We start from the raw sequence: 22901 nt of genomic DNA, 5'->3' as shown, positions 1-22901 counted from the left end.
CCATGTTCTCCGACTTCTTCATCCGCCGGCCCATCTTCGCCAGCGTCGTCTCCATCCTCATCACCCTGGTGGGGGCCATCTCCATCCCCAGCCTGCCCATCGAGCAGTACCCCAACCTCGCGGCGCCGCAGGTGACGGTGACGTCCACGTACATCGGCGCCTCCGCGGAGGTGGTGGAGAGCGCGGTGACGACGGTGCTGGAGCGCCAGCTCAACGGCCTGGAGGGCATGCGCTACATCTCCTCCACCAGCAGCAACAACGGCACCAGCACCATCACCGTCACCTTCGAGCCGGAGCGAGACCTGGACGTCGCCGCGGTGGACGTACAGAACCGAGTGGCCACCGCCTCGGCACGACTGCCCGCCGAGGTGAACGCGCTGGGCATCACCATCAACAAGACGCAGTCGCAGCTGCTCATGTCCTTCGGGCTGTATGACAAGGAGGGGCGCTACGACACCGGCTTCCTCAGCAACTACGCGGACGTCTACATCCGCGATGCCCTGCTGCGCGTGAACGGCGTGGGCGATGTGCGCATCTTCGGCGAGCGCCGCTTCGCCATGCGGCTGTGGTTGGACCCCACGAAGCTGGCGAGCCGGAGCCTCACCGCACAGGACGTGGTGAGCGCGCTGCGCGAGCAGAACGTGCAGGTGGCCGCCGGGCAGGTGGGCCAGCCGCCCTCGCCCCAGGGGCAGACGTATCAAATCAACGTGCAGGTGCTTGGCCAGCTCTCCACGCCGGAGCAATTCGGGGACATCGTCCTGCAGCGCGGCGGGGACGGCTCGCTGGTGCAGGTGAAGGACGTGGGCCGGGTGGAGCTGGGGGCGGAGAACTACAACCAGCTTCTGCGCTTCAACGGCCGGGACGCGGTGGGCCTGGGCATCTTCCAGCTCCCCGGCTCCAACGCGCTGGAGGTGCGCGAAGGCGTGGTGGCCGAGCTGGAGCGGCTCAAGGGCAACTTCCCGCCGGGCATGGTCTACGAGAGCGCCTTCGACACCACGAGGGCGGTGCAGGCCTCCATCGAGGAGGTGCTGCAAACGCTGGCGGAGGCCATCGTGCTGGTCATCTTCGTCATCTTCATCTTCCTGCACGGCTGGCGCAGCATCCTCGTGGTGGCCACGACGCTGCCGGTGTCGCTGGTGGGCACCTTCGCCTTCGTGAGCGCGTTCGGCTTCTCGCTCAACACGCTGACGCTCTTTGGCCTGACGCTGGCCACGGGCCTGGTGGTGGACGACGCCATCGTGGTCATCGAGAACGTCGAGCGCGTCATGGTGGAGGAGAACGTACCCGCGCGCGAGGCAACCCACCGGAGCATGAAGCAGGTGGGCGGCGCGGTGGTGGCGATCGCACTGGTGCTCTCCGCGGTGTTCGTCCCGGTGGCCTTCTTCCCAGGCACCACGGGCTCCATCTACCGGCAGTTCGCGCTCACCCTCGCCTTCTCCATCAGCCTGTCGGCCCTGGTGGCCCTCACGCTGTCCCCCGCGCTATGCGCCCGGCTGCTGCGCGCGCACGAGGGCCAGAAGTGGCGCATCTTCCACTGGGTGGACCAGGGCATGGACGCCTTCCGGCGCGGGTATGCCCGCTTCCTGGGTCGGTTGCTGCGGCCTGGCCTGCGATGGGCAGTGCTGGGCGCCTTCGTGGTGCTCCTGGGCCTCACGGCGCTGCTCTACCGCGTCATGCCCACCGGCTTCATCCCCGAGGAAGACCAGGGCTACCTCATCGTCGCCGTCCAGGGTCCCGAGGGCACGTCGCTGGACTACACGCGGCAGGTGCTCCTTCAGGCGGAGGAGGTGCTGCGCAAGCAGAAGGAGGTAGCGGACATCTTCACCGTGGGCGGCTTCTCCCTGCTGGGCACCGGCCCGAACTACGGCGTCCTCTTCATCAACCTCCGGCCCTGGGAGGAGCGCAAAGAGAAGGAGCAGAGCGTGGCCGGGCTGGTGAACCGGCTACGAGGGCCTTTCGCCTCCATCCCCGGAGCGCGCGTGCTGCCCTTCCAGCCCCCCACCATCCGCGGCGTGGGCAGCGTGGGCGGCTTCGAGTTCGTCCTGGAGGACCAGCAGGGCAACCACTCGCTGGCCGAGCTGGCCGCGGCCACACAGCAGCTCTCGGCGCGGGCCAACCAGTCACAGGACCTGCGCGGCGTCTTCTCCTCCTATACGGCGAGCACCCCGCTGCTCAACGTGTCGGTGGACCGGGAGAAGGCCAAGTCGCTCGGCGTGTCGCTCGACTCGCTCTACTCCACGCTGCAGGTCTACATGGGCAGCCAGTACGTCAACGACTTCACCTTCGCCAACCGCGTCTACCGCGTCTACGTGCAAGCGGCCATGCCCTTCCGCAACGAGCCCCGGGACATCTCCGCCTTCTACGTGCGCTCGGCGCAGGGGGACATGGTGCCGCTGGAGAGCCTCGTGAAGGTAGAGCCCGTCACCACCGCGCAGAACATCCAGCACTACAACCTGTTCCGCTCCGCCACCATCAACGGACAGGGCGCGCCCGGGGTCAGCACGGGCCAGGCACTGGAGGCCATGGAGGCCGTCGCCCGCCAGGGCCTGCCCGCCGGCTTCACCTTCGAGTGGACGGGTCTGTCGCTCGAGCAGAAGCAGTCCGCGGGCAAGGTGGCGCTCATCTTCGCCTTGGGCGTCGTCTTCGTCTTCCTGGTGCTGTCGGCGCAGTACGAGAGCTTCGCCCTGCCCTTCGTCATCATGCTGGCGGTGCCGGTGGCCATCCTCGGCGCGCTGGGCTTCCAGTACCTGCGAGGGCTCGCCAACGACGTCTTCTGTCAGGTCGGTCTGCTGATGCTGGTGGGCCTGTCCAGCAAGAACGCGGTGCTCATCGTGGAGTTCGCCGAGCAGCTGCGTCATCAAGGCAAGAGCGTGGTGGACTCAGCCATTCAAGCGGCCGACACGCGGCTGAGGCCCATCATCATGACGTCCTTCGCCTTCTTGCTGGGCGTGGTGCCATTGGTGATTGCCACGGGCGCGGGTGCCGCCTCGCGCAAGTCGCTGGGCACGGCGGTGTTCGGTGGCATGCTGCTGTCCACCTTCGTCAACCTCATCTTCATCCCCGTGCTGTACACACTGGTGGAGACGGCCCGCACGAAGCTGCTCAAGCACCATGAGAGGTGAAGGGCGTCACGGCATTGAAGATTGATGAGCAGGACCGCGGGCCGTGCAGGAACTCTTCGAGTCCGCGCCCACCTGGCCCGCCAAAAAAAACAGCGGCGGGCGAGCCCTCTGGGGGAGGCTCACCCGCCGCGCACCATAGCGGGCCGTCAGAGGAGGAGGAGTTGACGGCCTGCCTCGGGGTGTAGGCCTCTCTTAAGCACTTGGCGTGCCAGCAGCCAACCCCTCGATATTGCTGGGGCGCCAACACTGACCCGGTGCGTCAGGGCTCCACTCCTTCATCGCATAAATGTAACGCTCCGTGACAAATCCACCCAAATCCATCGTAATTCCATGGGTTTGTTCACGCAGTTCATGCCTGTCCTAAAATCGGACATTTCTGTCCTTATCTGGGACAACCTCCAGGAGCATCACGGAGGGAGCGGGTAGTCGTAGGTGCACAGGCTCATGCAGGTGTCGTAGTCATCGGCGCACAGGGCCTGGCAGCTCGTGTTGCCATTGCAGCGGGTCACGCACCGCTGCCAGTTGGTGCGGCACCCCACACAAGGGGCGCCGTCGAGGGACTGCTGGCCCCCATCGCCATGCCACCGGAGAGAGCGCCCGCGACGAGTCCCAGGGTGAGTCCAGGCTTCCAGCTCTTCATGTTGTCGCCAGACAGAGACCCGAAGTGCTTCCGGATTCGGCCTCGCCCGCGTCACGAGGCGAGGCCGGACCCCACCTCCGCCAGGTGGCACGGCAGGAGAGCAGCCAGGACGAAGCGCGAACCGGGTGGTAGATGTTCCCATCCATCATCGAGGGTTCCTTTGGTCCGCCCTGCCAAGCACATCGAGAACGTCCGATACGCCATCCGCAACGTCGTGGCCGAGGCGAACCGCCTGGAAGCCCAAGGCCGGCGCATCCTCTTCCTGAACATCGGGGATCCGCTGAAGTTCGACTTCCAGACGCCGCCACACCTCATCGAGGCGGTGCACCGGGCGATGCGGGACGGGCACAACGGCTATGCGCCCTCGGCGGGAATCCCGGCCGCACGCGAGGCCATCGCCCGCGAGTGCACGCGCATTGGAATCCCCGGCGTCGCGCCCTCGGACGTGGTGGTCACCAGCGGCGCCAGCGAGGCACTGGAGCTGGCCCTCACGGCGCTGCTGGAGCCCGGGGACAGCGTGCTGCTGCCCTGCCCCGGCTACCCGCTCTACAGCGCGCTCATGGCCAAGCTCAGCGCCCGAGGCGTGCCCTACACCCTGGACGAGGAGCACGGCTGGACGTTGGACCTGGAGGAGATCGACGCGCTGTGCACGCCCAGCACCCGCGCGCTCCTGCTGTGCAACCCCAACAACCCCACGGGCGCGGTGCTCGACCGCAAGGTGCTGGAGGGGCTGCTGGAGCTCGCCCGGCGGCGCGGGCTGGTCATCCTCTCCGACGAAATCTACGACAAGCTGCTCTACGACAAGGCACACACCCCCACCGCGTCGCTGGCGACGGACGTGCCCATCATCACCTTCAACGGCCTGTCCAAGGCGTACGTGGCCTGTGGCTGGCGGATGGGGTGGCTCGTCTTCTGCAACTCGCACCTGATGCCGGAGCTCAAGAGCGCGGTGATGCGGCTGGCGGATGCCCGGTTGTGCGCGCCCGCCCCGCAGCAGTACGCCATCCAGCCAGCGCTGGAGGGGCCGCAGGAGCACATCCCGGAGATGATGAAGCGGATGCGCTCGCGGCGTGACCTGATGGTGCGCCGCATCAACGCCACCCCCGGCCTGTCCGTGGTGGAGCCGGCCGCCGCGTTCTACGCGATGGTCCGCCTCCAGTTGCCCGGCGTGACGGATGACGAGCAGTTCGTGCTGTCGCTGCTGCGAGAGACGGGAGTGCTCTTCGTCCACGGCAGCGGCTTCGGGCAGAAAGCCGGCACGCAGCACTTCCGGGTGGTGTTCCTCCCGCCGGAGGACATCCTCACCATGGCCTTCGACCGGCTGGAGGCGTTCGTCCGCGAGCGCTACCTGACGGGCACCCACCTCAAGGCGTGAGCGAGGGAACACACGGCGTCGAGGCGAAGACCGCGAGCCGCTCGCGGAGCTCCTTCTCCAGCGCCGCGTTCGGGTGCTCCTGCAACATGCCGAGAGCGCGCTGCTCGGTCACGAGGGCTTCCTCGCAACGGCCGAGCCCCGCGGCGGCCATGGCGTAGGTATCCAAGATGGCGATGCTCCAGGGGGCCAGCTCGAGGGCCTGCGCCGCTAGCGGCATCGCTTCCTCGTAACGCTGCTGGGAGAGATACAACCACGTCAGCTCGTTGACCGCGCTTACATCTCACAACTCCGGCAGCACCTCGGGCTGGACCAGTGCGGGCGCCCTCCCCTGCGCCAACCGGGCCTGGTACTGCGCGAAAGACTCGGGCTGGGTGTTGTAGAGCCAGTGCACGAGCAACCAGTTCCCCGAATAGAGGGTGAGCAACTCCCAATCCGCGTACGCATCGAGCGGCCGGTCATCCCAGGTGAGCACCCGTTGCATGGACCACTCCCTGTCGCGCAGCAGCCCACGCTGGGACAGGTCCAGCACCCTCTTCATGTACAGGGAGGCACGCAGGTGCGGGGTGCCCAGAATAGCGGTCCTGCCATCCTCGGACAGCCGCAGCGTCTCCAGGAACTGGGCCAGTCCCTCGGACCGCCAGCGGGGCTGACGAAGCAGGACATAGGTGCTCAGGTGGTGGGTGAGCTCGTGCTTCAACGTGGACGAAGACGCCTCCGAGCGCCTCGAGAAGCGCTGCTCCCACGTCTTGGGAGGGCCATGGAGGACGATGAGCGGCTCATGGCCCTGCAGGGAGAAGAACCCAGAGACCCGCCGGGGAAAGAGGCTCTCGAAGTCCGAACTCTCAGCCAAGACGTAGACGGTGACCCTGGCCATCTGCCGTTGAGCGGCCGAGGGCCACGCGGCCGATAGCAGGGCGATGCGAGTCTGCTCCAGGTAGCTTGCGGCCTTCCGAGCCTCCTCGATGGAGAGGTCCGTCCGCAGCGTGAAGTGCTCGCTCTCCACCTCCAGCCAGGGACGGCCCCCCTCGCCGGGACACCGGGCGAAGCGTGGCCCCAGACACCCCGTGGATGCGATGAAAACGGCAAGCAGGGTGACTGCCCGGAGGCCTCGGTGCATGAAGACAGCCTAACGCCAGAGCACCGGGGTCCTCATCCGGCGACACCTCAGGGCATGAGCTTGGAAACACACCCGTGCGCCCCTCTCTCGCCCGGGGGAGGACCGGGGGACTGCTCCGAGCGGGCACCGGAAGGCGGGCCGCGTGTTATGGAGGCAGCATGCCTTCCCGACGTCCTGAAATCCTCGCACCCGCGGGCGACTTCGATTCACTGCGCGCAGCGCTCGCCAGCGGAGCGGATGCCGTCTATTTCGGGTTGGACGAGGGCTTCAACGCCCGCGCCCGCGCCGACAACTTCTCGCTCGAGCGCCTGCCCGAGACGATGGTGGCCGTCCATCGGGCCGGGGCCCGCGCCTACGTGACGCTCAACACGCTCGTCTTCGAGCCCGAGCTGCCCCTGGTGGAGCGCATCCTGCGGCGCGTGGCCGAATCGGGCGTGGATGCGCTCATCATCCAGGACCCGGCCATCGCACTGCTGGCCCGCGCCATCTGCCCCCAGTTGGAGCTGCACGCCTCCACGCAGATGACGGTCTCCAGCGCCGAGGGCATCCGCTTCGCGCGAAGCCTGGGCGTCACCCGCGTCGTCGTCCCTCGCGAGCTCTCCACCGTCGAAATCCGCCGCCTGGCCAGCCAGACGGACATGGAGTTGGAGGTCTTCATCCACGGCGCGCTGTGCATGTCGTGGAGTGGTCAGTGCCTTACCAGCGAGGCCTGGGGCGGGCGCTCGGCCAACCGCGGCCAGTGTGCCCAGTCCTGCCGCCTCCCCTATGACCTGGTGGTGGACAACCAGACGCGCGACCTCGGCGACGTGCGCTACCTGCTCAGCCCCAAGGACCTGGCGGGCGTGCGGGCCGTACCCGAGCTTGTCGACATCGGCGTTCACAGCCTGAAGATCGAAGGCCGCCTCAAGGGCCCGCAGTACGTGGTGACCACCGTGCAGGGCTACCGGCGGTGGGTAGACGGAGTCATGGCCGGCAGACCGGATGAGCGCCAGCTCGAGAAGGACCTGGCCGACATGTCCCTCACGTACAGCCGAGGCTTCTCGAATGGCTTCCTCGGGGGCTCGGACCACCAGACGCTCGTCGAGGGCCGCTTTCCCAAGCACCGGGGTGTGTACCTCGGCCGCGTGCGCTCCGTGTCTGGCAAGGAGGTGTTCGTCACCTCCGAGGAGCGCCCGTGGACAGGAGGTCTCGGCCTGGGCGAGGAGCGCCCCGAGGCGCCCAACGGACCGATCTCTTCTCCCCTTCCGGGCGGAGAGCCCACCCCGGCCGCGGTGGACCCGCGCCCGGGCATGGGCGTCGTCTTCGATGCGAGCACCCCCGAGGACAAGCACGAGCCGGGAGGCCCCATCTTTCGCGTGGACCGGAAGGGCCAGGGCTGGGTGCTGGGCTTCGGCCACCCGGGTCCGGACCTGGGGCGGGTGGCGCCGGGGCAGCGCGTATGGCTCAACAGCGACCCGTCCCTGGTGCGCCGCACCGAGGGCCTGATCTCCCATGGCGAGCCCGAGGGCCGCATCCCGCTCACGCTGAAGGTCTCCGGCGCCGAGGGCACCCCGCTGCGCCTGTATGCAAGCGCCTGGGGGCACGAGTGCTCGGCCTCCAGCCCGACGCCGCTCACCGTATCCCGGGGCAAGGGCCTGGATGAGGCACTGCTGAAGGACAAGCTGGGCGCCTTCGGCGGCACGCCTTTCACGCTGGCGGGGATGGACTGCACGGAACTGACGCCGGGCCTGCACCTGCCCGTCTCGGAGCTCAAGGCGCTGCGCCGTGACCTGGTGGCGGAGCTCACCGCGGCGGTAGAGCGCGGCCACAAGCGGACGGTGGTGGAGACGCCGGTGCTGGAGCAGGTGCGCGCCTCGCTGCTGGCGCGCGTGCCCGAGGTGGCGGCCGAGGAGACTCCGCGCCTGCTGCCGCTGTGCCGCAACGACGCACAGCTGGAGGCAGTCCTCGCCGCTGGCCTGCGTGAGGTGGAGCTGGACTGGATGGAGATGGTGGGCCTGCAGCGCGCGGTGGAGCGGGCGAAGGCCGCCGGGCTGCGCGTGACGATCGCCACCGTGCGCGTGCAGAAACCAGGCGAGGAGGGCTACGACGCGCGCATCGACAAGCTGCGCCCCGACGCGGTGCTGGTGCGCCACTGGGGAGCGCTGATGCACTTCCTGGAGCGGCCGGCGGGCCAGCCACGCCCGGTGCTGCACGGGGACTTCTCGCTCAACGTCACCAACTCGCTGACGGCGGCGCACCTGCTGGGGCTGGGGCTGGACACGCTCACCTTCTCGCACGACCTGGACGAGACGCAGCTCTTCTCGCTGCTCGACCACACGCCGGCACACCGCTTCGCCGTGGCGCTGCACCACCACATCGCGACGTTCCACACGGAGCACTGCGTGTACTCGCACACGCTCTCCAACGGGCGCGACTTCAAGAGCTGCGGCCGGCCGTGCGAGAAGCATCAGATCTCCCTGAGGGATCGCATCGGGCTGGAGCACCCGGTCATCGTGGACGTGGGCTGCCGCAACACGGTGTTCAACGCGCAGGCGCAGAGCGCGGCCTCGCTGGTGCCCAAGCTGCTGGAGCGCGGGGTGCGCCGGTTCCGCGTGGAGTTCGTGCGCGAGTCACAGGAGGAAGCCACGCGCGTGCTGGGGGCCTACCAGGAGCTGCTGGCCGGAAGGATCTCCCCGGCCGAGGCGGTGCGACGCACGGCCGTGCACGAGCAGTTCGGCGTCACGCGAGGCACGATGAAGGTGCTGAGCTGAGGGTGGGGCTCACAGCCAGGCAACCTCAGGCCGCCATCGAGGTATGAGGCCCCGCGGAGCCCCTGCCTGGCGCCAGAGTGGAGCGTGCCAGGAGCCCCGCCGTGGAGGCCTCGTCCTGAGCGTCGAGCCGGAAGAACGCCACGAGCTGCCGCAGCGCCTCGGCCTGCGAGGCCACCTCTTCCGCCGTCGCCGCGAGCTCCTCGGCGGCCGACGCGGATTTCTGGGCGACCTCCCCCACCTGCCGCATGGACTGGTTGAGCTGCATCACGGCCTGGGACTGGCTGGCACAGGCCGCGGACACATCCTGGACCAGTGTGGCGGTCTGGCGGATGGAGGGCACCAGTTCCTCGAGCAGAGAGCCGGAGCGCTCGGCGATCTTCATGCTGGAGCCCGCCAGCCCGAGGATCTCCCGCGCGGCCACCCGGCTGCGCTCGGCCAGCATGCGCACCTCGGAGGCGACCACCGCGAGCCCTCGGCCGTGCTCGCCCGCGCGTGCCGATTCGATGGCGGCATTCAGGGAGAGCAGGTGCGTCTGGTAGGCGATCTCCTCGACGATGGAGATCTTCTCGATGATTGCCTTCATCGCCTCCACGGTCGCGCCCACCGCCCTGCCACTCTCCTCGGCATCCTTCACGCCCCGCAGCGCCATCTCCGTCATTCGCTGACCGTTGCTCGCGGTCCGCTCGATGGAGGCGCGCATCCGCTCCAGGCTCTTGTTGGACTCCTCGACGGAGGCGGCCTGCTCCTGGGTACCCTGCGAGAGGGCCTGTGAGGTCGCCGAGAGCTGGCTGGCCGCCGTGGCGAGCCCGTGAGAACTGCCGCGGATCTCCCCGATGATGTGCGAGAGGTAGACGAGCATCTGGCGCGTGGCCCCCATCAACACCCCTACCTCGTCCTTCGAGCCTTCCTCGATTCGATGGCGCAGGTCTCCCTGGGAGACGTCCGTCAGCACCCCGGCCGCGGTGCGGAGCGGAACGATCAGCGCGCGCACCAAGGCCATCCCCAGCGTGGTGAGGATGGCGAGCGAGACGAGCAGGACCCCCAGTGTCCACGACACCAACCGCTCGCTGGAGCGCGCAGTCTCCAACACCAGGGCGTGGGCCTGCTCGCGCTGAGAGTCTTCCACCTCCTGGAGGAGCCGGGAGGCGCGGACGAATGCCCGGTTCATCATCACCATCCGCTGCAAAGCCCTGGAGGTGGCGGACCCAGAGGCCTCGTAATCCCTGGCGCGCTCCGCCTCGCTCCGCTCACGCACCGCCGCCAGGACAGCCCGGGCGTGCAAGAGCATCTCCCCGGCCTCCTGCTTCACCGGCGCCAGGACCCGCCGCCACTCCGGGTCGGCCTCGAGCTCCTCCTCGAGCTCGCGCAAGCGCTGCTCGTACTCCCTCGTGTACCGGTCGAGCTTCTCCCCCTCACTCTCGGCATCCCAGCTCTCGAGCACGTCATTGACAGGCTCCCTGAGCTGCAGAAGCAGCTGGTTGACCTCATCGCTCAACTCCGCCCCCTCATGTGCCTTGGAGGTGGCGATGGTGCCGCCGTGGATGAGTCCACCCAGCCAGTACATCGTCCCCCACAACCCCATGAGCAGGGCCGTCGCGACGGCCAGCAGAAGGAACAGTTTGTTCTGGATGGATGGTCTGTTCATGGGCTCCCCCCGGAGATGAGACACCGATCATAGGGGGCTCAACGAATGAGCATGGAGGGCCCCAGGCTCGTTCGGGGATTGCATTGTTCAGGGCCAACGGTGGCCGTGTGACCCGAAGTGACGCGATGAATAAGGATGAGACCCATGCGCTCTCCCGTCCTGCTCGCGCCGGTGCTGGCCGTGTTCCTGAGTGTCCCGGTCCACGCCGGACAGCCGCGGATGCAGGACGTCGAGGAGCTCTTCCTCGCGGACAACGCGTACCCCCAGGAGGCGTTCGAACTACAGACGACGCTCGGCATGAGTGGCGAGTGGAGGAACACCTGGGAGGTAATGACACTCTCATTGCTCACGGAATGGGGCCTGACGGACCGGCTCCAGATCGAGGTGCGCGCGCCGCTCCGGTGGGAACTGGGTGGGGTGGTTGCAGGCCCGGAGGAGCCGTCGGAGTCGGGCATCGAGGCCGGGTTGCTCTACGCGCTCGTCCACCGGCCCGACCTGGGCCTGGTCCTCTCCCCGGGGCTCGAGGTCGAGCTACCCCTGTCCCTCTCGCGCTCGGAGGCTCCGGGTCTGGCGGCCACTCCCTTCGTGGCCGTGGCGCAGTCCCTCGGGCCCGTACGCCTCCACCTGAACCTCGCGCTCGAGCTGCGGGCCGGAGGGGCACGGCAGGATCTCGAACTGGAGCCCAGCGCCACCTTCGCGGCCACTCTGCCGCTCGGCACGCTGGTGCCCTTGCTGGAGCTGGGCCTCGCCTGGGAAGACGAGACACGTGCGTGGCTCAGCCCGGGGCTCGTCTGGCGCTCCACTCCCTGGCTCGAGCTGGGGTTGGGCCTCCCCACGCGCCTGGGTCCCAAGGGTGTCGCGGAGGTGCGGCCCACGCTGCTCCTCACCTGCGAGCTCGAGCTGGCCGTGGAGGAGGAGTAGCCCTCAGGCACCCGAGGCCCGCGAGGCGGCCCGTGTCCCCGCGGAAGCAAAGGCCTCGACGACCCCGGACAGGTCCTCGATAACAAGCGCGCGGACGATCTTCCCGCCGCTGAAGTCGAGGACGAAGGCGAACTCGCTGTAGCAAGTCCTCCCGGTCTTCTTCACGACGAACTGCTCGTCACCGAGGACGATGACCTGGTCACCATTGCCGACGAAGTCCCAGGTCTTCACATCCAGGACCTCGAGCACCTGCTCGAGTCGCTCGAAGTACTCGAGAATGGCGGTCCTGCCCCGGAACTCGCCGCTGAGGGGCGTGCCCTTGGGGAGGGACAGCTTGAAGACGGCGTCATCGGACAGCAGATCGAGGAGGGGCTGGTTGCTGCCGGTCCGGGCCATCTCCTCGAAGATGGACCGAGTCCGCTCCACGTTCTTCTTCGCTTCGGACACGTCGACTCCCTCTGGCACTGCGAGAGCCCACTGTGCGCCGAAGGGCGAAACACGGCCATGGGCCCCCTCGTGTACAGTTGGCGGCATGACGGTCGCTATCGTTGGATTTGGCCGCTTTGGCCGCGCACTGGGCTCACTTCTGGACGCGGCGGGCATCGGTTACCGCGCGGTGGACCCCACCGCCGACATCCCCGAGCCCCATCGGGCCGGCTCCCTCCAGGGACTGCTCACCGGGGCCGAGCAGGTGGTGGTGGCCGTTCCGGTTCCGCGGATGAAGTCGGTGCTCGAGGAGCTGAGCCCGCACCTGAAGCCGGAGCAGCTCGTGCTCGACGTGGGCAGCGTCAAGGTGAAGCCCGTGCAGGCGATGAGTGAAGTCCTCGGCACGCGGGTGCCTTGGGTGGGCACTCATCCGCTCTTTGGTCCGCTCAGCCTCGCCATGGCCGAGCGCCCGCTGCGGGTGGTGATTTGCCCCAACCCGCTCCACCCGGAAGCGGCTCGGCAGGCCCGAGCCTTCTTCGAGCGGCTGGGCTGCGAGATCATCGAACAGACGCCCGAGGGCCATGACCGGGTGATGGCGCACACGCACGCGCTCACCTTCTTCGTGGCCAAGGGAATGGTGGATGCGGGCTCGGGGGTGGATGTGCCCTTTGCGCCTGCCAGCTTCAAGGCGCTCTCGCGAACCATCGACATCGTCCGCTCGGACGCCGGGCACCTCTTCACCGCCATCCAGCACGAGAACCCCTTCGCGCACGAGGCACGCAGGCATCTGCTCCAGGCGCTCGGGACCATTCACCAGGAGCTGGAGACGATTCCTCCCGAGGCCGCCACGTCAGACACGCCCCGCATGGAGCTGCCAGCGCTCGAGACGGGCCTGCCCGAGCTGAAGGAGACCCGCGAGCACATCGACCAGCTCGACCGGGAGCTGGTGGAGCTGCTGGCCCGGCGGGCCGAGCTGGCGCGGCGGGCGATTCGAGCCAAGGCCGAGGCGGGCCAGCCGGTGCCGGATCCAGCCCGGGAGGACGAGGTGATCGCTACACGCCGAACCTGGGCCACCGAGCTGGGGCTGGACCCGGATGGCGTGGAGTCCATCTTCCGAGCCGTCCTGCGCTTCTCCCGGCGCGCTCAGCACTCCCAGGGGTGAACGCACACCTGGCACTGACGGCGAGCGTGCCAAACGGGACCTGTTAAACTAGAAGCGAGGACGACATGGCCAATACCGTCGGCGTCAACAAGATGTCCGTGGTAACCAAGGACAGCAACGGCACCACCGTGGTCTTCCCGGATGTCTGCAAAACGCCGAGCCCGGGCGGGCCCGTGCCCATCCCCTATCCCAACATCGCGAAGTCCTCCGATACAGCGAAGGGGACCAAGAGGGTGTCCGTGGAGGGCAATCCAGCGTGCGTTAAGGATTCCAACTTCAGCACCAGCACCGGTGACGAGGCGGGCACCGCAGGTGGCGGCGTGGCCTCAAGCAAGACAAAGGGCAAGGCCGAGTTCGTCAACTTCTCCTTCGACGTAAAGTTCGAGGGTAAGAACGTGGCGCGTGCCATGGATCTGATGCTGCACAACGACAAGAACACGCCACCATCCCCTGTCATCCAGCCCATCGTCATGGCCGGCGACAAAGGGAAGGACGAGTCCAAGTGCCTCGTCTGCAAGAAGAAGCTGTGAACCCTGTTCACTGACACCCGGGAAAGAGAGAAGGCTTGGCACAGCCTGACGTCGACAACCGCACCCCCTTCCTGGTCGAGATGCTCTTCCTGATGGATGAGCAGGGGCGGTCGTTGCTCGTTCCCGTCGTCAAGGCCTCGTTCGTGATGGCAGACGGCAAGCTCCCGCTCTGCGAGGAGCCGGAGCCCGTCAACACCGCCGGCGAATCCTGGGGAAACCCCGGGAGTTCCAGCCTCAAGTACGAACCGGAGTGCGCTTTCATCAAGGTCACGACGGACGTGGTCCTCATCGGCCACGCGCATGCACCCTCGCGCCAGACCACGGAGGTGCGGGTCTCGCTCCGGGTAGGCCCGATCCAGAAGACCGTACGGGTCGTCGGGGACCGGACCTGGTTCAAGAGCCTGGGTCAGGTCTCGATGACGCGCCCGCTCGCCTTCGAGCGCATTCCCCTGCGCTACGAGCGGGCCTTCGGGGGTTGGGATCGCAGCCATCCGGATCCGCAGCAGCACCGGTTCGAGCCCCGCAACCCCGTCGGGGTGGGTTTTCGCGCGAGCACCCGGAACTTCGAGGAGGGGCTGTTGCTGCCCAACCTGGAGGATCCCGATGAGCCCCTCGTGCGCTTCGGACAGGTGGTACGTCCCGCGGGCTTCGGCTTCATCAGCCCAGACTGGCAGCCCCGCGCCTCGCTCGCCGGGACCTACGACGAGACGTGGCGCAAGACACGCATGCCGTGGCTGCCCACCGACTTCGATCGCCGGTTCTTCAATGCCGCGCCTCCCGGGCTGGTAGCACCCGGCTACCTGCGTGGCGACGAGGAGGTCGCGCTCCACCACGTCACGCCGAAGGGGACGCTCACCTTCAAGCTCCCAGGGATACGCCCTCCCGACGTACTCCTCGAGCGCACGCGCCGCACGGACGAGAAGGTGCGCATGGCCCTGGACACCGTCATCCTCAACGCGGACGAGGGCTGCGTCTTCCTGCTCTGGAGAGGGCAGGCCCTGTTGGCAGAGGGGCCTCGCGAGGTGAGGACCCTCGTCGTCGACAGTGAGCAGGACCTGGGACCCCTCATGGACGCGGCCGTGCCCCTGCCCGAGCAGCCCTGAGAGCCCTGGCCTACGACAACCTCATGAGCTCCACCTCTCCCCAGACATCCCTGACCGTCAGCGGCCATCCCCTCGCCATCACCGGGGTGGGCATGGTGTCTTCGCTGGGCGGGGTCGTCCAGGCGTGCGCCGCGGCCCGGGCCGGACTGACTCGCTGGACGGAGTTGGATGCCGAGGTCTCGGACGAGGACACCCTGGAGATGGAGCCCCTGCGAGGCCATGCGGTCCGGGGCCTGACCGAGGGTTTCGAGGGTGTAGGCCGGCTGGTCCGGCTGGGAGACGCGGCCCTAGGAGACCTGGTGCGCGAGGCGGCTCTCGCCCGGGCGGCACCCACCCGGACGGCGGTACTGCTGTGTCTTCCGGGAAATCTCTACGAGGACACCTATCTGGAGCGGCGAGAGCTGAGCGCACTGCCCGAAGGGGCGCTCAAGCAGCGGCTGCGCACCGAGGGCCTCGCCGAACTGGAGAACCATCGTCAGTCCCTGGAGCGCCGACTCCTCCCGCAGCTCCTCGCCTTGCATCAGCCAGTCCTCCGGTCCCAGGTAAGCGAGTGCTTCTTCGGCGGCGGGGCGATCCTGGCCAGGGCCCTGCAGCGGGCCATGGAGCTCATGGGGAGCCGTACGGTCGAGCGCTGCATCGTCGGTGGCATCGACACCTACGTGCATGGCCGCCCGCTGGGAGTCGTCCAGGGGCTGGGGCTGCTGCGGGGTCCCAACGTGGCGACGGGCTTCTTCCCAGGGGAAGCAGCGGCGTTCATTTTGCTGGAGCGCCCGAACGCGGCGCGTACTCGGGAAGCCCGCGTGCAGGCGGTGCTCCGGGCCGCCGCCACGGCGCAGGAGCCCTTCCACCGCTTTTCCGGGGTGACGCCGGGCGGCGCCGCGCTGTCCGAGGCCATTGCCGCGTGCGCGCGACAGGCGGCACCAGGGCTGCGGGACGTCGGGCGGGCCATCGTCAGCCTGAATGGAGACGATTTCCGGGCCATGGACTTCGGTAACACGCTGCTGCGGCTGGGCAACGCTGGGCTGTCCACGGCCTTTGGCCACTGGTTTCCGGCCGAGCACTTCGGAGAGTTGGGCGCGGCGACCGGAGCGGTCGCGGTGTGCATGGGAGTCCGGGCAATGGAGCGCGGGTACGCAGGGGGCCGGTGTATCCTAGGGGCCCTGCTGTCGGACGACACGTCGCGCGGGGCATTCCTGTTGGAAGCGCCCGAGGGCTGACATCACCAGAGGAGGTATCTCGGTGGGAAAGAAGACACTGGAGCAGGCCGAGAAGGCCACGCAACGGGCCAAGGACTCCGCCGCGAGAGCGGATCGGGCCGTGCAGCGGGCGCGTGAGTACCTGAAGACACGCAAGACGCCCGCGGCCCGGGCGCGGGCGAAGAACAGACTCAAGGAGAAACAGGAACTGGCCTCGACGCGGCAGAAGGCGGTCCAGAAGGCCGAGGCGGATCAGCAGAAAGCGAAGCAGGACAATGATCACCTGCAACAACTCCTGGCTCCAGAGACCCACCGGCCGACACAAGACGGGGGGTGTGTGACCAGGGGCTCGGGCGGCTACATCTGTGACGTCCCGGGGCACAACTACCGGGAGAACGGGTTCAACTACCAGAGCACCTGCGCCGAAAAGGACTGGTACAACCTGGACTTCTCCAAGGAAGGCGAGGCACGGGACCGGTTCAACACGCGCCTGGGGCTCACCTTCAGCATGAAACCGGCCAGCGAGGATCCTCGCGAGCCGGGCAATGCGAACCTCTGGTGGATGGGCAACGGCGCCAACTTCCAGACGCCAGGGATTCCCTGGGTCTGGAACGCGCACCACGTCGTGGCAGTGGGCGAGCTCAAGAAGTTGGACCTCTGGATGCTCCTGGTGCTCCAGAAGGCGAACTACAACGTCCACAAGGGCTGGAACATCATCTTCCTGCCCGTGCATTACCCCTACGGCAAGGTCTTCCAGCTCCCGGCCCATCCCCAGTCCAAGAAGAATCCGGCCGCCAAGTTCCACGTCCACTACAGCACGATGGTCAAAGACAAGGTGATGGAAGTCCGTCAGTTCTTCGAGGAGATGGCCGAGCAGAAGGGCGGACATTCCCTGGTGAGCGACAAGGACTGCAGCGGCCCCAAGAACTCCCTGGAAAAGTTCTCGCAGCGAATGCGCGAGCCGATCCGCTCCCTGGGTGTCGACAGCCTCCAGGACAAGGTGAACCTGAACCTTCTCCCCAAGTTCATTGAGAACCGCCCCCAGTTTGCCTCTCTCCTCTCCAAGAGATAGACCGCCCCGCCAGAGAACGTCTCCATGCACTCCTATTTCATCCTCGACAGCGCTTCTCAGGAAGACGATTGCCTCATCGACACGGCTTCTCCAGAGCTGAGCAAGCTGCTGTGGAAACTCGCCAAGGGCGTCCAGGTAGGAGAGCCATATCCCCCAGACCAAAGCGTGCGGATGGACAAGGACCATCCAGGTCTCAACGTCCCCGACCTGGTCAGCAACACGCTCCGGGTGCGCATCGTTTCCAACAGGTTGAAGGACCTCCTGGAGACGGAGTCACGCGCCAGAGCCGAGTACGTTCCCCTCCGCATCCTCAACCACAAGCGGCGCGTGGCCGCCAAGGACTGCTTCATCGCCAACGTGCTGGAGGCACAGGACTGTGTCGACATGGAGCACACGAAATCCGAGCCTTCGGAGTTGTGGCCCGACCAGATCGGTGCGCTCTACAAGCTGTACCTGGACCCGGCGCGCATCGACCCCCATCTGAAGCTGTTTCGCCTGGCCAAGCGCCCCAACACCCTCATCATCCGCGACGACCTGCGCGCCCTGCTGGATGGGGCGGGCATCACGGGCACGCGCTACGTGGCCATGGGCGAGGACTGCCTCTACCTCTGAGCCCATGCGCAAGAATCCAACCCGACTGGAGGCGCTCCGCGCCAACACGATTTCCCTCCTGGAAGAGGCCCTCCAGAGCATCCAGGCGCGAGACGTGCGCGAGTACCACGGTCTCTCATATTTCGAAGCCGCCTACATGTACCGGCGCCTCGCGTTGTGCGACATGCTCAAGGACGCGCGCGCGGACCGGTTCCATGTCTTCCTGCGAAAGTCGGCTCTCGTACGCCTCCACTTCCTGCGCCTAGTGGCACAAGGCCATGCCACGCAACCGCTCTACGTGTGTGGCAGCGAGAATCGCTCCCTCGTCGACGCGCTTGCCACGGGTGAGTTCGGGCTGGCGGCGGACATCGCGAGCGTCTCGACGGACCGGCACACGCCGTCGCTGGAATACGAGGACGACTTCCTGCTCTACGAGTTCCTGCGCCGCTCCGCCCTGGCACTGAAATCCGGCGACTGGTCCAGCCTTCCCGGGCTCCTCCCTCGCTGGGAGCAGGTGCTCGAAGGAGGAGAGGACCCATACCTCGACGTCTGCCGGGCGCTGCTCGCACGGGACCCCAAAGCGTTCCATGGCGCCCTCCTGACAGTCATCACAGACCGGGAGCTCCGATTCCGGGAGGTCACGGAGGAGTCGGGCCCCAATGCAGACCTCCGGTGGACGGAGGGTCCTGTCTTCCTCAATGGGCTCGCCTTCTTGCGGATCGCGGAACGCCTGGAACTGCCCACCGAGCCCGAGTACCCAACCATTCCCCGGTTGGCGAGGCTCGAGATGACACTGCCTACTCTGCGCCCCGACGCATGGATGGACTGGAGCGCGAACGTTCCGGCCTAACGAGCCGGGGCCCACAGGTACTGAACCGTCCCTTCATGCACGCCTACTTCGTCCTCGACAACTCGGCTGAAGACACCGATTGCCTCATCGACACGGCTTCTCCAGAGCTGAGGGAATTCCTATGGAAGCTCGCAGGGCACCCAGGCGGGTGGAGCGTTTGCACCTGACCTGAGCGTGCGAATGGACAAGGGCCATCCGGGTCTCAACGTCCCCGACCTGGTCAGCAACACGCTCGGGGTTGAAATCGTCTCCAGCAAGCTCAAGGACCTCTTGGAGAAGGAGTCAGGCGCCAGAGCCGAGTACGTTCCCCTCCGCATCCTCAACCACAAGCGGCGCGTGGCCGCCAAGGGCTGCTTCATCGCCAACGTGCTGGAGGCACAGGACTGCGTCGACTGGATCGCACGGTCTCCAAACCTTCAAAGCTTTGGCCCGGTAATATTGGTGCGCTCTACAAGCTGTACCTGGACCCGGCGCGCATCGACCCCCATCTGAAGCTGTTTCGCCTGGCCAAGCGCTCCAACACCCTCATCATCCGCGACGACCTGCGCGCCCTGCTGGATGGGGCGGGCATCACGGGCACGCGCTACATGGCCATGGGCGAGGACTGCCTCTACCTCTGAGCCCATAAGGCAACCAGCACCGCCGTGGCTCGGGTAGAGGCCAGGGCGTAACGGAGCAGGGCCCAGGTGGACTAACCTTTGGTCCCATGCCCTTCCCGCGCGCCCTGCTCACCGGACTCCTCCTCGCGGTCCTGGCCCTACCAGGCTGCAAGCGCAGCTCACCGGACGAAGAGAAGCCCCAGGTCCCCGAGGCCCCCAAGGTGGACGTAGCGCCCGCCTTCGCCCGCGCCGGCCTCACCGCTCCCGCCACCGTGCCGGGCGTGCAGGAGCCGGGGACAGTGGACCTCCCAGCGCTGCGCGATGCCGTCGCCGACCCGCAGGCCGTCACCGAGGAGGAGCTCATGCGCCTCGTGGGAGAGGCGAACTGGCGCGGAGGTGAGCCCGTCACCGGGCCGCGCACCGGTGCGCCGCAGCCGAGCCGTCGCAATCCCACGACCCCTGGGGAGGCGGAGGTAGACGAGTCCCTGGGCTCCGAGGAGATGGAGGAGCAGATGGCACGGGCTCCGGGGGGAGCGCCTCCGCCACCGGCCCCCATCATCGAGACCGAGGCCCCCCCGCGTGCGGAGCCTGACCATCGTCCGCCGGCGCCAGAACCCGCGGCCGCGGCTCCCATGGACCGCGAGGAGCTCGCGGAGGAGCGCCCCCGAGTGCTGGAGCAGAAGCGGCGCGAGATCATCCAGATCATCAAGGGTGGCTCGGAACGCGCTTCCAGCACGGGCCGAGGAGGCGGGGCCGCCGCTCCGAGTCCGAGCATGGCCAGCGCGGACAGGCCCGCGCCCCCGGAGAAAGCCAAGGACAAGTCCAAGCCAGCCGAGGCACCCCGTCCCGTGCTGCCCAAGGTGGAGACCGCGCAGCGCGTGGCCAAGGTGCTGGTGCAGAACGAGGAGGGCCGCTACCAGCCGCTGGTGACCCGCGAGGTGCGCGTGGTGACGTACATCCAGGGAGCCCGCGCGCGCACGGTGGTGGACTACCTCTTCGAGAACAACACCCCACGGGCGCTGGAGGGCACCTTCTATTACCCGCTGCCGGGCGGGGCGACGGTGGCGGGCTTCGCGCTGTACTCGGGGGCAGTCGCGGTGAACTCGCCCTCACTCTTCCAGTCCGAGGAGCTGCTGCCACCGCTGGGTGACTCGGGCAGAGCTGACGCGCTGGTGGCGGCGGCCCCGCCGAGCCCTCCGGGAGCGAAGCGCTCGTGGGGCGAGCCTCAGGAGGCCCGCGTCGTCGAGCAGAAGCGCGCCCGCGAGGTGTACGAGGACGTGGTGCGCCGCAATGTGGATCCGGCACTGCTGGAGTGGGCGGGGTCCTCCAACTTCAGCGCGCGCGTCTTCCCCCTGCCGCCGAAGTCCCTCAAGCGGGTGGTCATCGCCTACGAGCAGACGCTCCTCTTCGACGGGCAGCGCCTGCGCTACACGTGGCCTGTGCCACCAGGGGCGGGCAAGGGGCTGAAGGTCTCGGCACGCGTGCACGTGGACCCGAAGCATGCTGGCGAGATGGTGGTGAGCCCCGAGACGAGCAAGCCGCTCACACTCGGCACCTGGCAGGCGTGGGACTGGCCGAAGCTGCAAGGGGACGGAGCGCTGGACGTGGCGCTCAAGCCTCGGAGCGAGGACGCGGACGTGCTGGTGGGCGCGGACCCAGCGGGACTGCCCGGACAGGCCTTCTACACACGGGTGCGGCTGCCCGAGCGGCTCACCGTGAGCAGCGAGGAGGCGGCCACGGGGCGGGCGGTGCTGGTGGTGGACACCTCGCTGTCGGCGGAGGACGGCAACGCCTGGGCGCTGCAGGGAGCCATGCTGCGCGCGCTGCTGGAGAAGGACACGAGCCTCACCGAGTACGCGGTGCTCCTCTTCGACGTGCGCCCTCGCTGGCTGCACGGCACGGGCTTCCGGCGCAACACGCCCGAGGCGCGCCAGCAGACGTTCGCCGAGCTGGAGCACGTCTTCCTGGAGGGAGCCTCCAACGTGGGCGGCATGCTGGCCGAGCTGGACCGGGCCGGGCGCGACTGGCTGAAGCCCTCGGCGGGCGGTGGGCGGGTGACGACCTTCCTGCTCTCGGACGGCAACGTCACCTGGGGACAGAGCAACGTGGAGGAGCTCATCTCCCGCCACCCGGCCGCGGAGACGCTGCGGTGGGTGAGCTACCGCTTCGGAGAGTCGGCGGTGAACACGGACCTCTTCGACGCGCTGGCGCGCTCGGGCGGAGGCCGGGTGGTGAACGTGCTCTCCGGCGCCGAGGTGGAGGCGGCGGCGCGCGCGCACCGGGAGACCTCGGTGGTGCTCGCCCGGGTGAGCGTGAAGGGCGCACAGGTGAAGGACCTGGTGGTCGCGGGTCGGCCGCACCTCGTCTACGCCGGACAGGAGCTGCGGGTGGCCGGGCGGCTGGTGGGAGACGGCCAGGCGCAGCTGGAGGTGGTGACGCAGGCCGCGGGTGAGGAGCGCACACTGTCGGTGCCGCTGCCGCGTGAGGAGGACAGCGCCTTCGCCCCGCGCGCGTGGGCCGAGCTCTTCGTGTCGCGGCTGGTGGCGTTGGAGGACGTGAAGCTGGACCGGATGGTGGTGGCGCTCAGCCAGCACTACCGGCTCGCCAACGCACGGGCCTCCATGCTGGTGCTGGAGTCGGAGGGGGACTACGTGCGCTACGCGGTGCGCAACGAGCAGATGGACCTGACCGACCTGGACACGCTGCGGCGGCAGCAGGAGGACCAGCGGCGGGACGAGCTGCTGGGGCTGTCGCTGGACGGAGTGCCGGCCTCGGGCCGTGAGGTGCTGGGGGTGCTGAAGTCGAAGCAGGCGGAGCTGGGCTCGCGGGTGAAGGCACAGCCGCTGCGAGACGAGCCCTACGCGGGAGGCGAGGAGCGGCTGCAGGCGGAGCTGACGTACCGGCGGGCGCGGCGGGAGAACAAGGACGACGTGCTGGTGTACGAGGCGGTGGCGCGCAAGCGGGCCTTCTCGGGGGACACGTGGGGCGCGGTGCGGGCGCTCTCCTCCCCGGTGGAGCTGCGCCCCAAGGACGCGGAGGCGCTGCGGCTGGTGGGCTACGGGCTGCTGGCGCTCGGCCAGTTCCCGGCCGCCGCGGAGCTCTTCGAGCACGTGCGGCTCAACCGTCCCTTCGAGCCCCAGTCCTACCTGGAGGAGGCCCTGGCCCTGGACGCGGCGGGGCGGCCCGCGGAGGCGGCTCGCAACTGGGAGATCGTCCTGGCCCGCGGCTGGAATCGTCACGACGGGCAGACGAAGACGGTGGCGGCGTACCACTACGGCCGGATGCTGGCGGCGCTGGCGAAGCATCCCCGGCTGGCCGAGCAGTCCGCGGCCCTGGAGGCCCGGCGGCGCGAGCTGCAGAGGCTCGAGGAGATGGCCCCCATCGACTACCAGCTCACCACGCACTGGAACTCGGACGGGACGGACATCGACCTGTGGGTGATGGAGCCCAACGGCGAGAAGTGCTTCTACAGCCACAAGGAGACGACCCTGGGCGGCAAGCTGCACTGGGACATCACGGACGGGCTGGGGCCGGAGCTGTACCACGCGCGCAAGGCGGCACCGGGCACGTACTTCGTGCTGGTGCACTACTACGGCAACAACTCGCAGCGCTACGCGGTGCCCACGGCCCTGCTGCTGGTGACGGACCGGAACGTCTTCTCCAAGGAGGACACGTACCAGCGGCGCTTCCAGGTACGCATCCTGCCCAGGGCGAACGCCCAGCTCCTGCTGCGCCGCGAGGAGTTGGTGCCAGCACCCGCCCCGGTGGCGAAGTCAGCGGAGTGAGGGCGCCTCCCGGCTCC

17 protein-coding genes are annotated in these 22901 nt (G+C 68.1%); 13 read left to right on the top strand and 4 right to left on the bottom strand.

The features are described from left to right. The first annotated feature begins 2 nt into the window (after positions 1–2). Both OV287_RS05925 and OV287_RS05920 read left to right on the top strand, forming a co-directional pair. Positions 3–3122 carry an efflux RND transporter permease subunit gene (locus OV287_RS05925; RefSeq protein WP_267533002.1) on the top strand — a complete coding sequence of 1040 codons (3120 nt, stop codon included), beginning with the start codon at positions 3–5 and terminating at the stop codon, positions 3120–3122. 800 nt (positions 3123–3922) lie between these two features. Beyond that, a complete protein-coding gene (locus OV287_RS05920) occupies positions 3923–5137 on the top strand; it encodes an aminotransferase class I/II-fold pyridoxal phosphate-dependent enzyme (protein ID WP_267533001.1) in 1215 nt (404 codons plus the stop codon). Here the strand turns inward: OV287_RS05920 and OV287_RS05915 are convergent. After that, a complete protein-coding gene (locus OV287_RS05915; protein WP_267533000.1) occupies positions 5127–5387 on the bottom strand; it encodes a hypothetical protein in 261 nt (86 codons plus the stop codon). The genes OV287_RS05920 and OV287_RS05915 overlap by 11 nt on opposite strands. 30 nt (positions 5388–5417) lie before the next feature. Continuing rightward, the gene (locus tag OV287_RS05910) at positions 5418–6254 is read right to left on the bottom strand and encodes a DUF1570 domain-containing protein (RefSeq protein ID WP_267532999.1); all 837 of its coding nucleotides are present in this window, start codon (positions 6252–6254) and stop codon (positions 5418–5420) included. A gap of 158 nt (positions 6255–6412) precedes the next feature. Here OV287_RS05910 and OV287_RS05905 point away from each other — a divergent pair, with 158 nt between their 5' ends. Next, positions 6413–9004, top strand: a complete 2592-nt coding sequence (locus OV287_RS05905) for a U32 family peptidase (protein ID WP_267532998.1) — start codon at positions 6413–6415, stop codon at positions 9002–9004. A 25-nt stretch (positions 9005–9029) separates the two neighbouring features. Here the strand turns inward: OV287_RS05905 and OV287_RS05900 are convergent, their stop codons facing one another. Next, positions 9030–10649 (bottom strand): methyl-accepting chemotaxis protein, encoded by a 1620-nt coding sequence (locus tag OV287_RS05900; protein ID WP_267532997.1) that lies wholly within the window; start codon positions 10647–10649, stop codon positions 9030–9032. Positions 10650–10793: 144 nt separating this feature from the next. On the opposite strand from OV287_RS05900, the gene OV287_RS05895 reads away from it, so the two are divergent. Then, positions 10794–11570, top strand: a complete 777-nt coding sequence (locus tag OV287_RS05895) for a hypothetical protein (RefSeq protein ID WP_267532996.1) — start codon at positions 10794–10796, stop codon at positions 11568–11570. 3 nt (positions 11571–11573) lie between these two features. Here the strand turns inward: OV287_RS05895 and OV287_RS05890 are convergent, their stop codons facing one another. Further along, positions 11574–12017, bottom strand: coding sequence for a nuclear transport factor 2 family protein (locus tag OV287_RS05890; RefSeq protein WP_267532995.1), 444 nt, complete (start codon positions 12015–12017; stop codon positions 11574–11576). Between the two features lie 85 nt (positions 12018–12102). Here OV287_RS05890 and OV287_RS05885 point away from each other — a divergent pair, with 85 nt between their 5' ends. The 9 genes from OV287_RS05885 to OV287_RS05845 all read left to right on the top strand — a co-directional run bounded on the left by OV287_RS05885 (position 12103) and on the right by OV287_RS05845 (position 22884). Further along, a complete protein-coding gene (locus OV287_RS05885) occupies positions 12103–13158 on the top strand; it encodes a prephenate dehydrogenase/arogenate dehydrogenase family protein (protein WP_267532994.1) in 1056 nt (351 codons plus the stop codon). A gap of 65 nt (positions 13159–13223) precedes the next feature. Beyond that, positions 13224–13688, top strand: a complete 465-nt coding sequence (locus OV287_RS05880; protein WP_267532993.1) for a DUF4150 domain-containing protein — start codon at positions 13224–13226, stop codon at positions 13686–13688. Between the two features lie 35 nt (positions 13689–13723). Continuing rightward, complete coding sequence (locus OV287_RS05875; RefSeq protein ID WP_267532992.1) at positions 13724–14791, top strand: DUF2169 family type VI secretion system accessory protein; 1068 nt, start codon at positions 13724–13726, stop codon at positions 14789–14791. Positions 14792–14814: 23 nt separating this feature from the next. Then, positions 14815–16008 (top strand): hypothetical protein, encoded by a 1194-nt coding sequence (locus OV287_RS05870; RefSeq protein WP_267532991.1) that lies wholly within the window; start codon positions 14815–14817, stop codon positions 16006–16008. Positions 16009–16030: 22 nt separating this feature from the next. Further along, positions 16031–17059 carry an AHH domain-containing protein gene (locus tag OV287_RS05865; RefSeq protein ID WP_267532990.1) on the top strand — a complete coding sequence of 343 codons (1029 nt, stop codon included), beginning with the start codon at positions 16031–16033 and terminating at the stop codon, positions 17057–17059. A gap of 24 nt (positions 17060–17083) precedes the next feature. Continuing rightward, positions 17084–17671, top strand: a complete 588-nt coding sequence (locus tag OV287_RS05860) for an imm11 family protein (RefSeq protein WP_267532989.1) — start codon at positions 17084–17086, stop codon at positions 17669–17671. Between the two features lie 4 nt (positions 17672–17675). After that, positions 17676–18500 (top strand): hypothetical protein, encoded by an 825-nt coding sequence (locus OV287_RS05855; protein ID WP_267532988.1) that lies wholly within the window; start codon positions 17676–17678, stop codon positions 18498–18500. Between the two features lie 174 nt (positions 18501–18674). Then, positions 18675–18992, top strand: a complete 318-nt coding sequence (locus OV287_RS05850; RefSeq protein ID WP_373371806.1) for an imm11 family protein — start codon at positions 18675–18677, stop codon at positions 18990–18992. 214 nt (positions 18993–19206) lie between these two features. Continuing rightward, a complete protein-coding gene (locus tag OV287_RS05845; protein ID WP_267532986.1) occupies positions 19207–22884 on the top strand; it encodes a DUF2135 domain-containing protein in 3678 nt (1225 codons plus the stop codon). Positions 22885–22901 lie beyond the last annotated feature (17 nt).

Origin of the sequence: Archangium lansingense, from assembly GCF_026626635.1 — a bacterium.
In the GTDB taxonomy this organism is placed as follows: domain Bacteria; phylum Myxococcota; class Myxococcia; order Myxococcales; family Myxococcaceae; genus Archangium; species Archangium lansingense.
Note: the sequence above shows the minus strand (reverse complement) of the source record. Positions and strands in the feature narration are given on the sequence as shown.

What these genes read in the sequence shown, in the direction of transcription:
- OV287_RS05925 (WP_267533002.1), top strand. Translation starts at nt 3, where the DNA reads ATGTTCTCCGACTTCTTCATCCGCCGGCCCATCTTCGCCAGCGTCGTC.
- OV287_RS05910 (WP_267532999.1), bottom strand. Translation starts at nt 6,254, where the DNA reads ATGCACCGAGGCCTCCGGGCAGTCACCCTGCTTGCCGTTTTCATCGCA.
- OV287_RS05905 (WP_267532998.1), top strand. Translation starts at nt 6,413, where the DNA reads ATGCCTTCCCGACGTCCTGAAATCCTCGCACCCGCGGGCGACTTCGAT.
- OV287_RS05900 (WP_267532997.1), bottom strand. Translation starts at nt 10,649, where the DNA reads ATGAACAGACCATCCATCCAGAACAAACTGTTCCTTCTGCTGGCCGTC.
- OV287_RS05895 (WP_267532996.1), top strand. Translation starts at nt 10,794, where the DNA reads ATGCGCTCTCCCGTCCTGCTCGCGCCGGTGCTGGCCGTGTTCCTGAGT.
- OV287_RS05885 (WP_267532994.1), top strand. Translation starts at nt 12,103, where the DNA reads ATGACGGTCGCTATCGTTGGATTTGGCCGCTTTGGCCGCGCACTGGGC.
- OV287_RS05880 (WP_267532993.1), top strand. Translation starts at nt 13,224, where the DNA reads ATGGCCAATACCGTCGGCGTCAACAAGATGTCCGTGGTAACCAAGGAC.
- OV287_RS05870 (WP_267532991.1), top strand. Translation starts at nt 14,815, where the DNA reads ATGAGCTCCACCTCTCCCCAGACATCCCTGACCGTCAGCGGCCATCCC.
- OV287_RS05860 (WP_267532989.1), top strand. Translation starts at nt 17,084, where the DNA reads ATGCACTCCTATTTCATCCTCGACAGCGCTTCTCAGGAAGACGATTGC.
- OV287_RS05855 (WP_267532988.1), top strand. Translation starts at nt 17,676, where the DNA reads ATGCGCAAGAATCCAACCCGACTGGAGGCGCTCCGCGCCAACACGATT.
- OV287_RS05845 (WP_267532986.1), top strand. Translation starts at nt 19,207, where the DNA reads ATGCCCTTCCCGCGCGCCCTGCTCACCGGACTCCTCCTCGCGGTCCTG.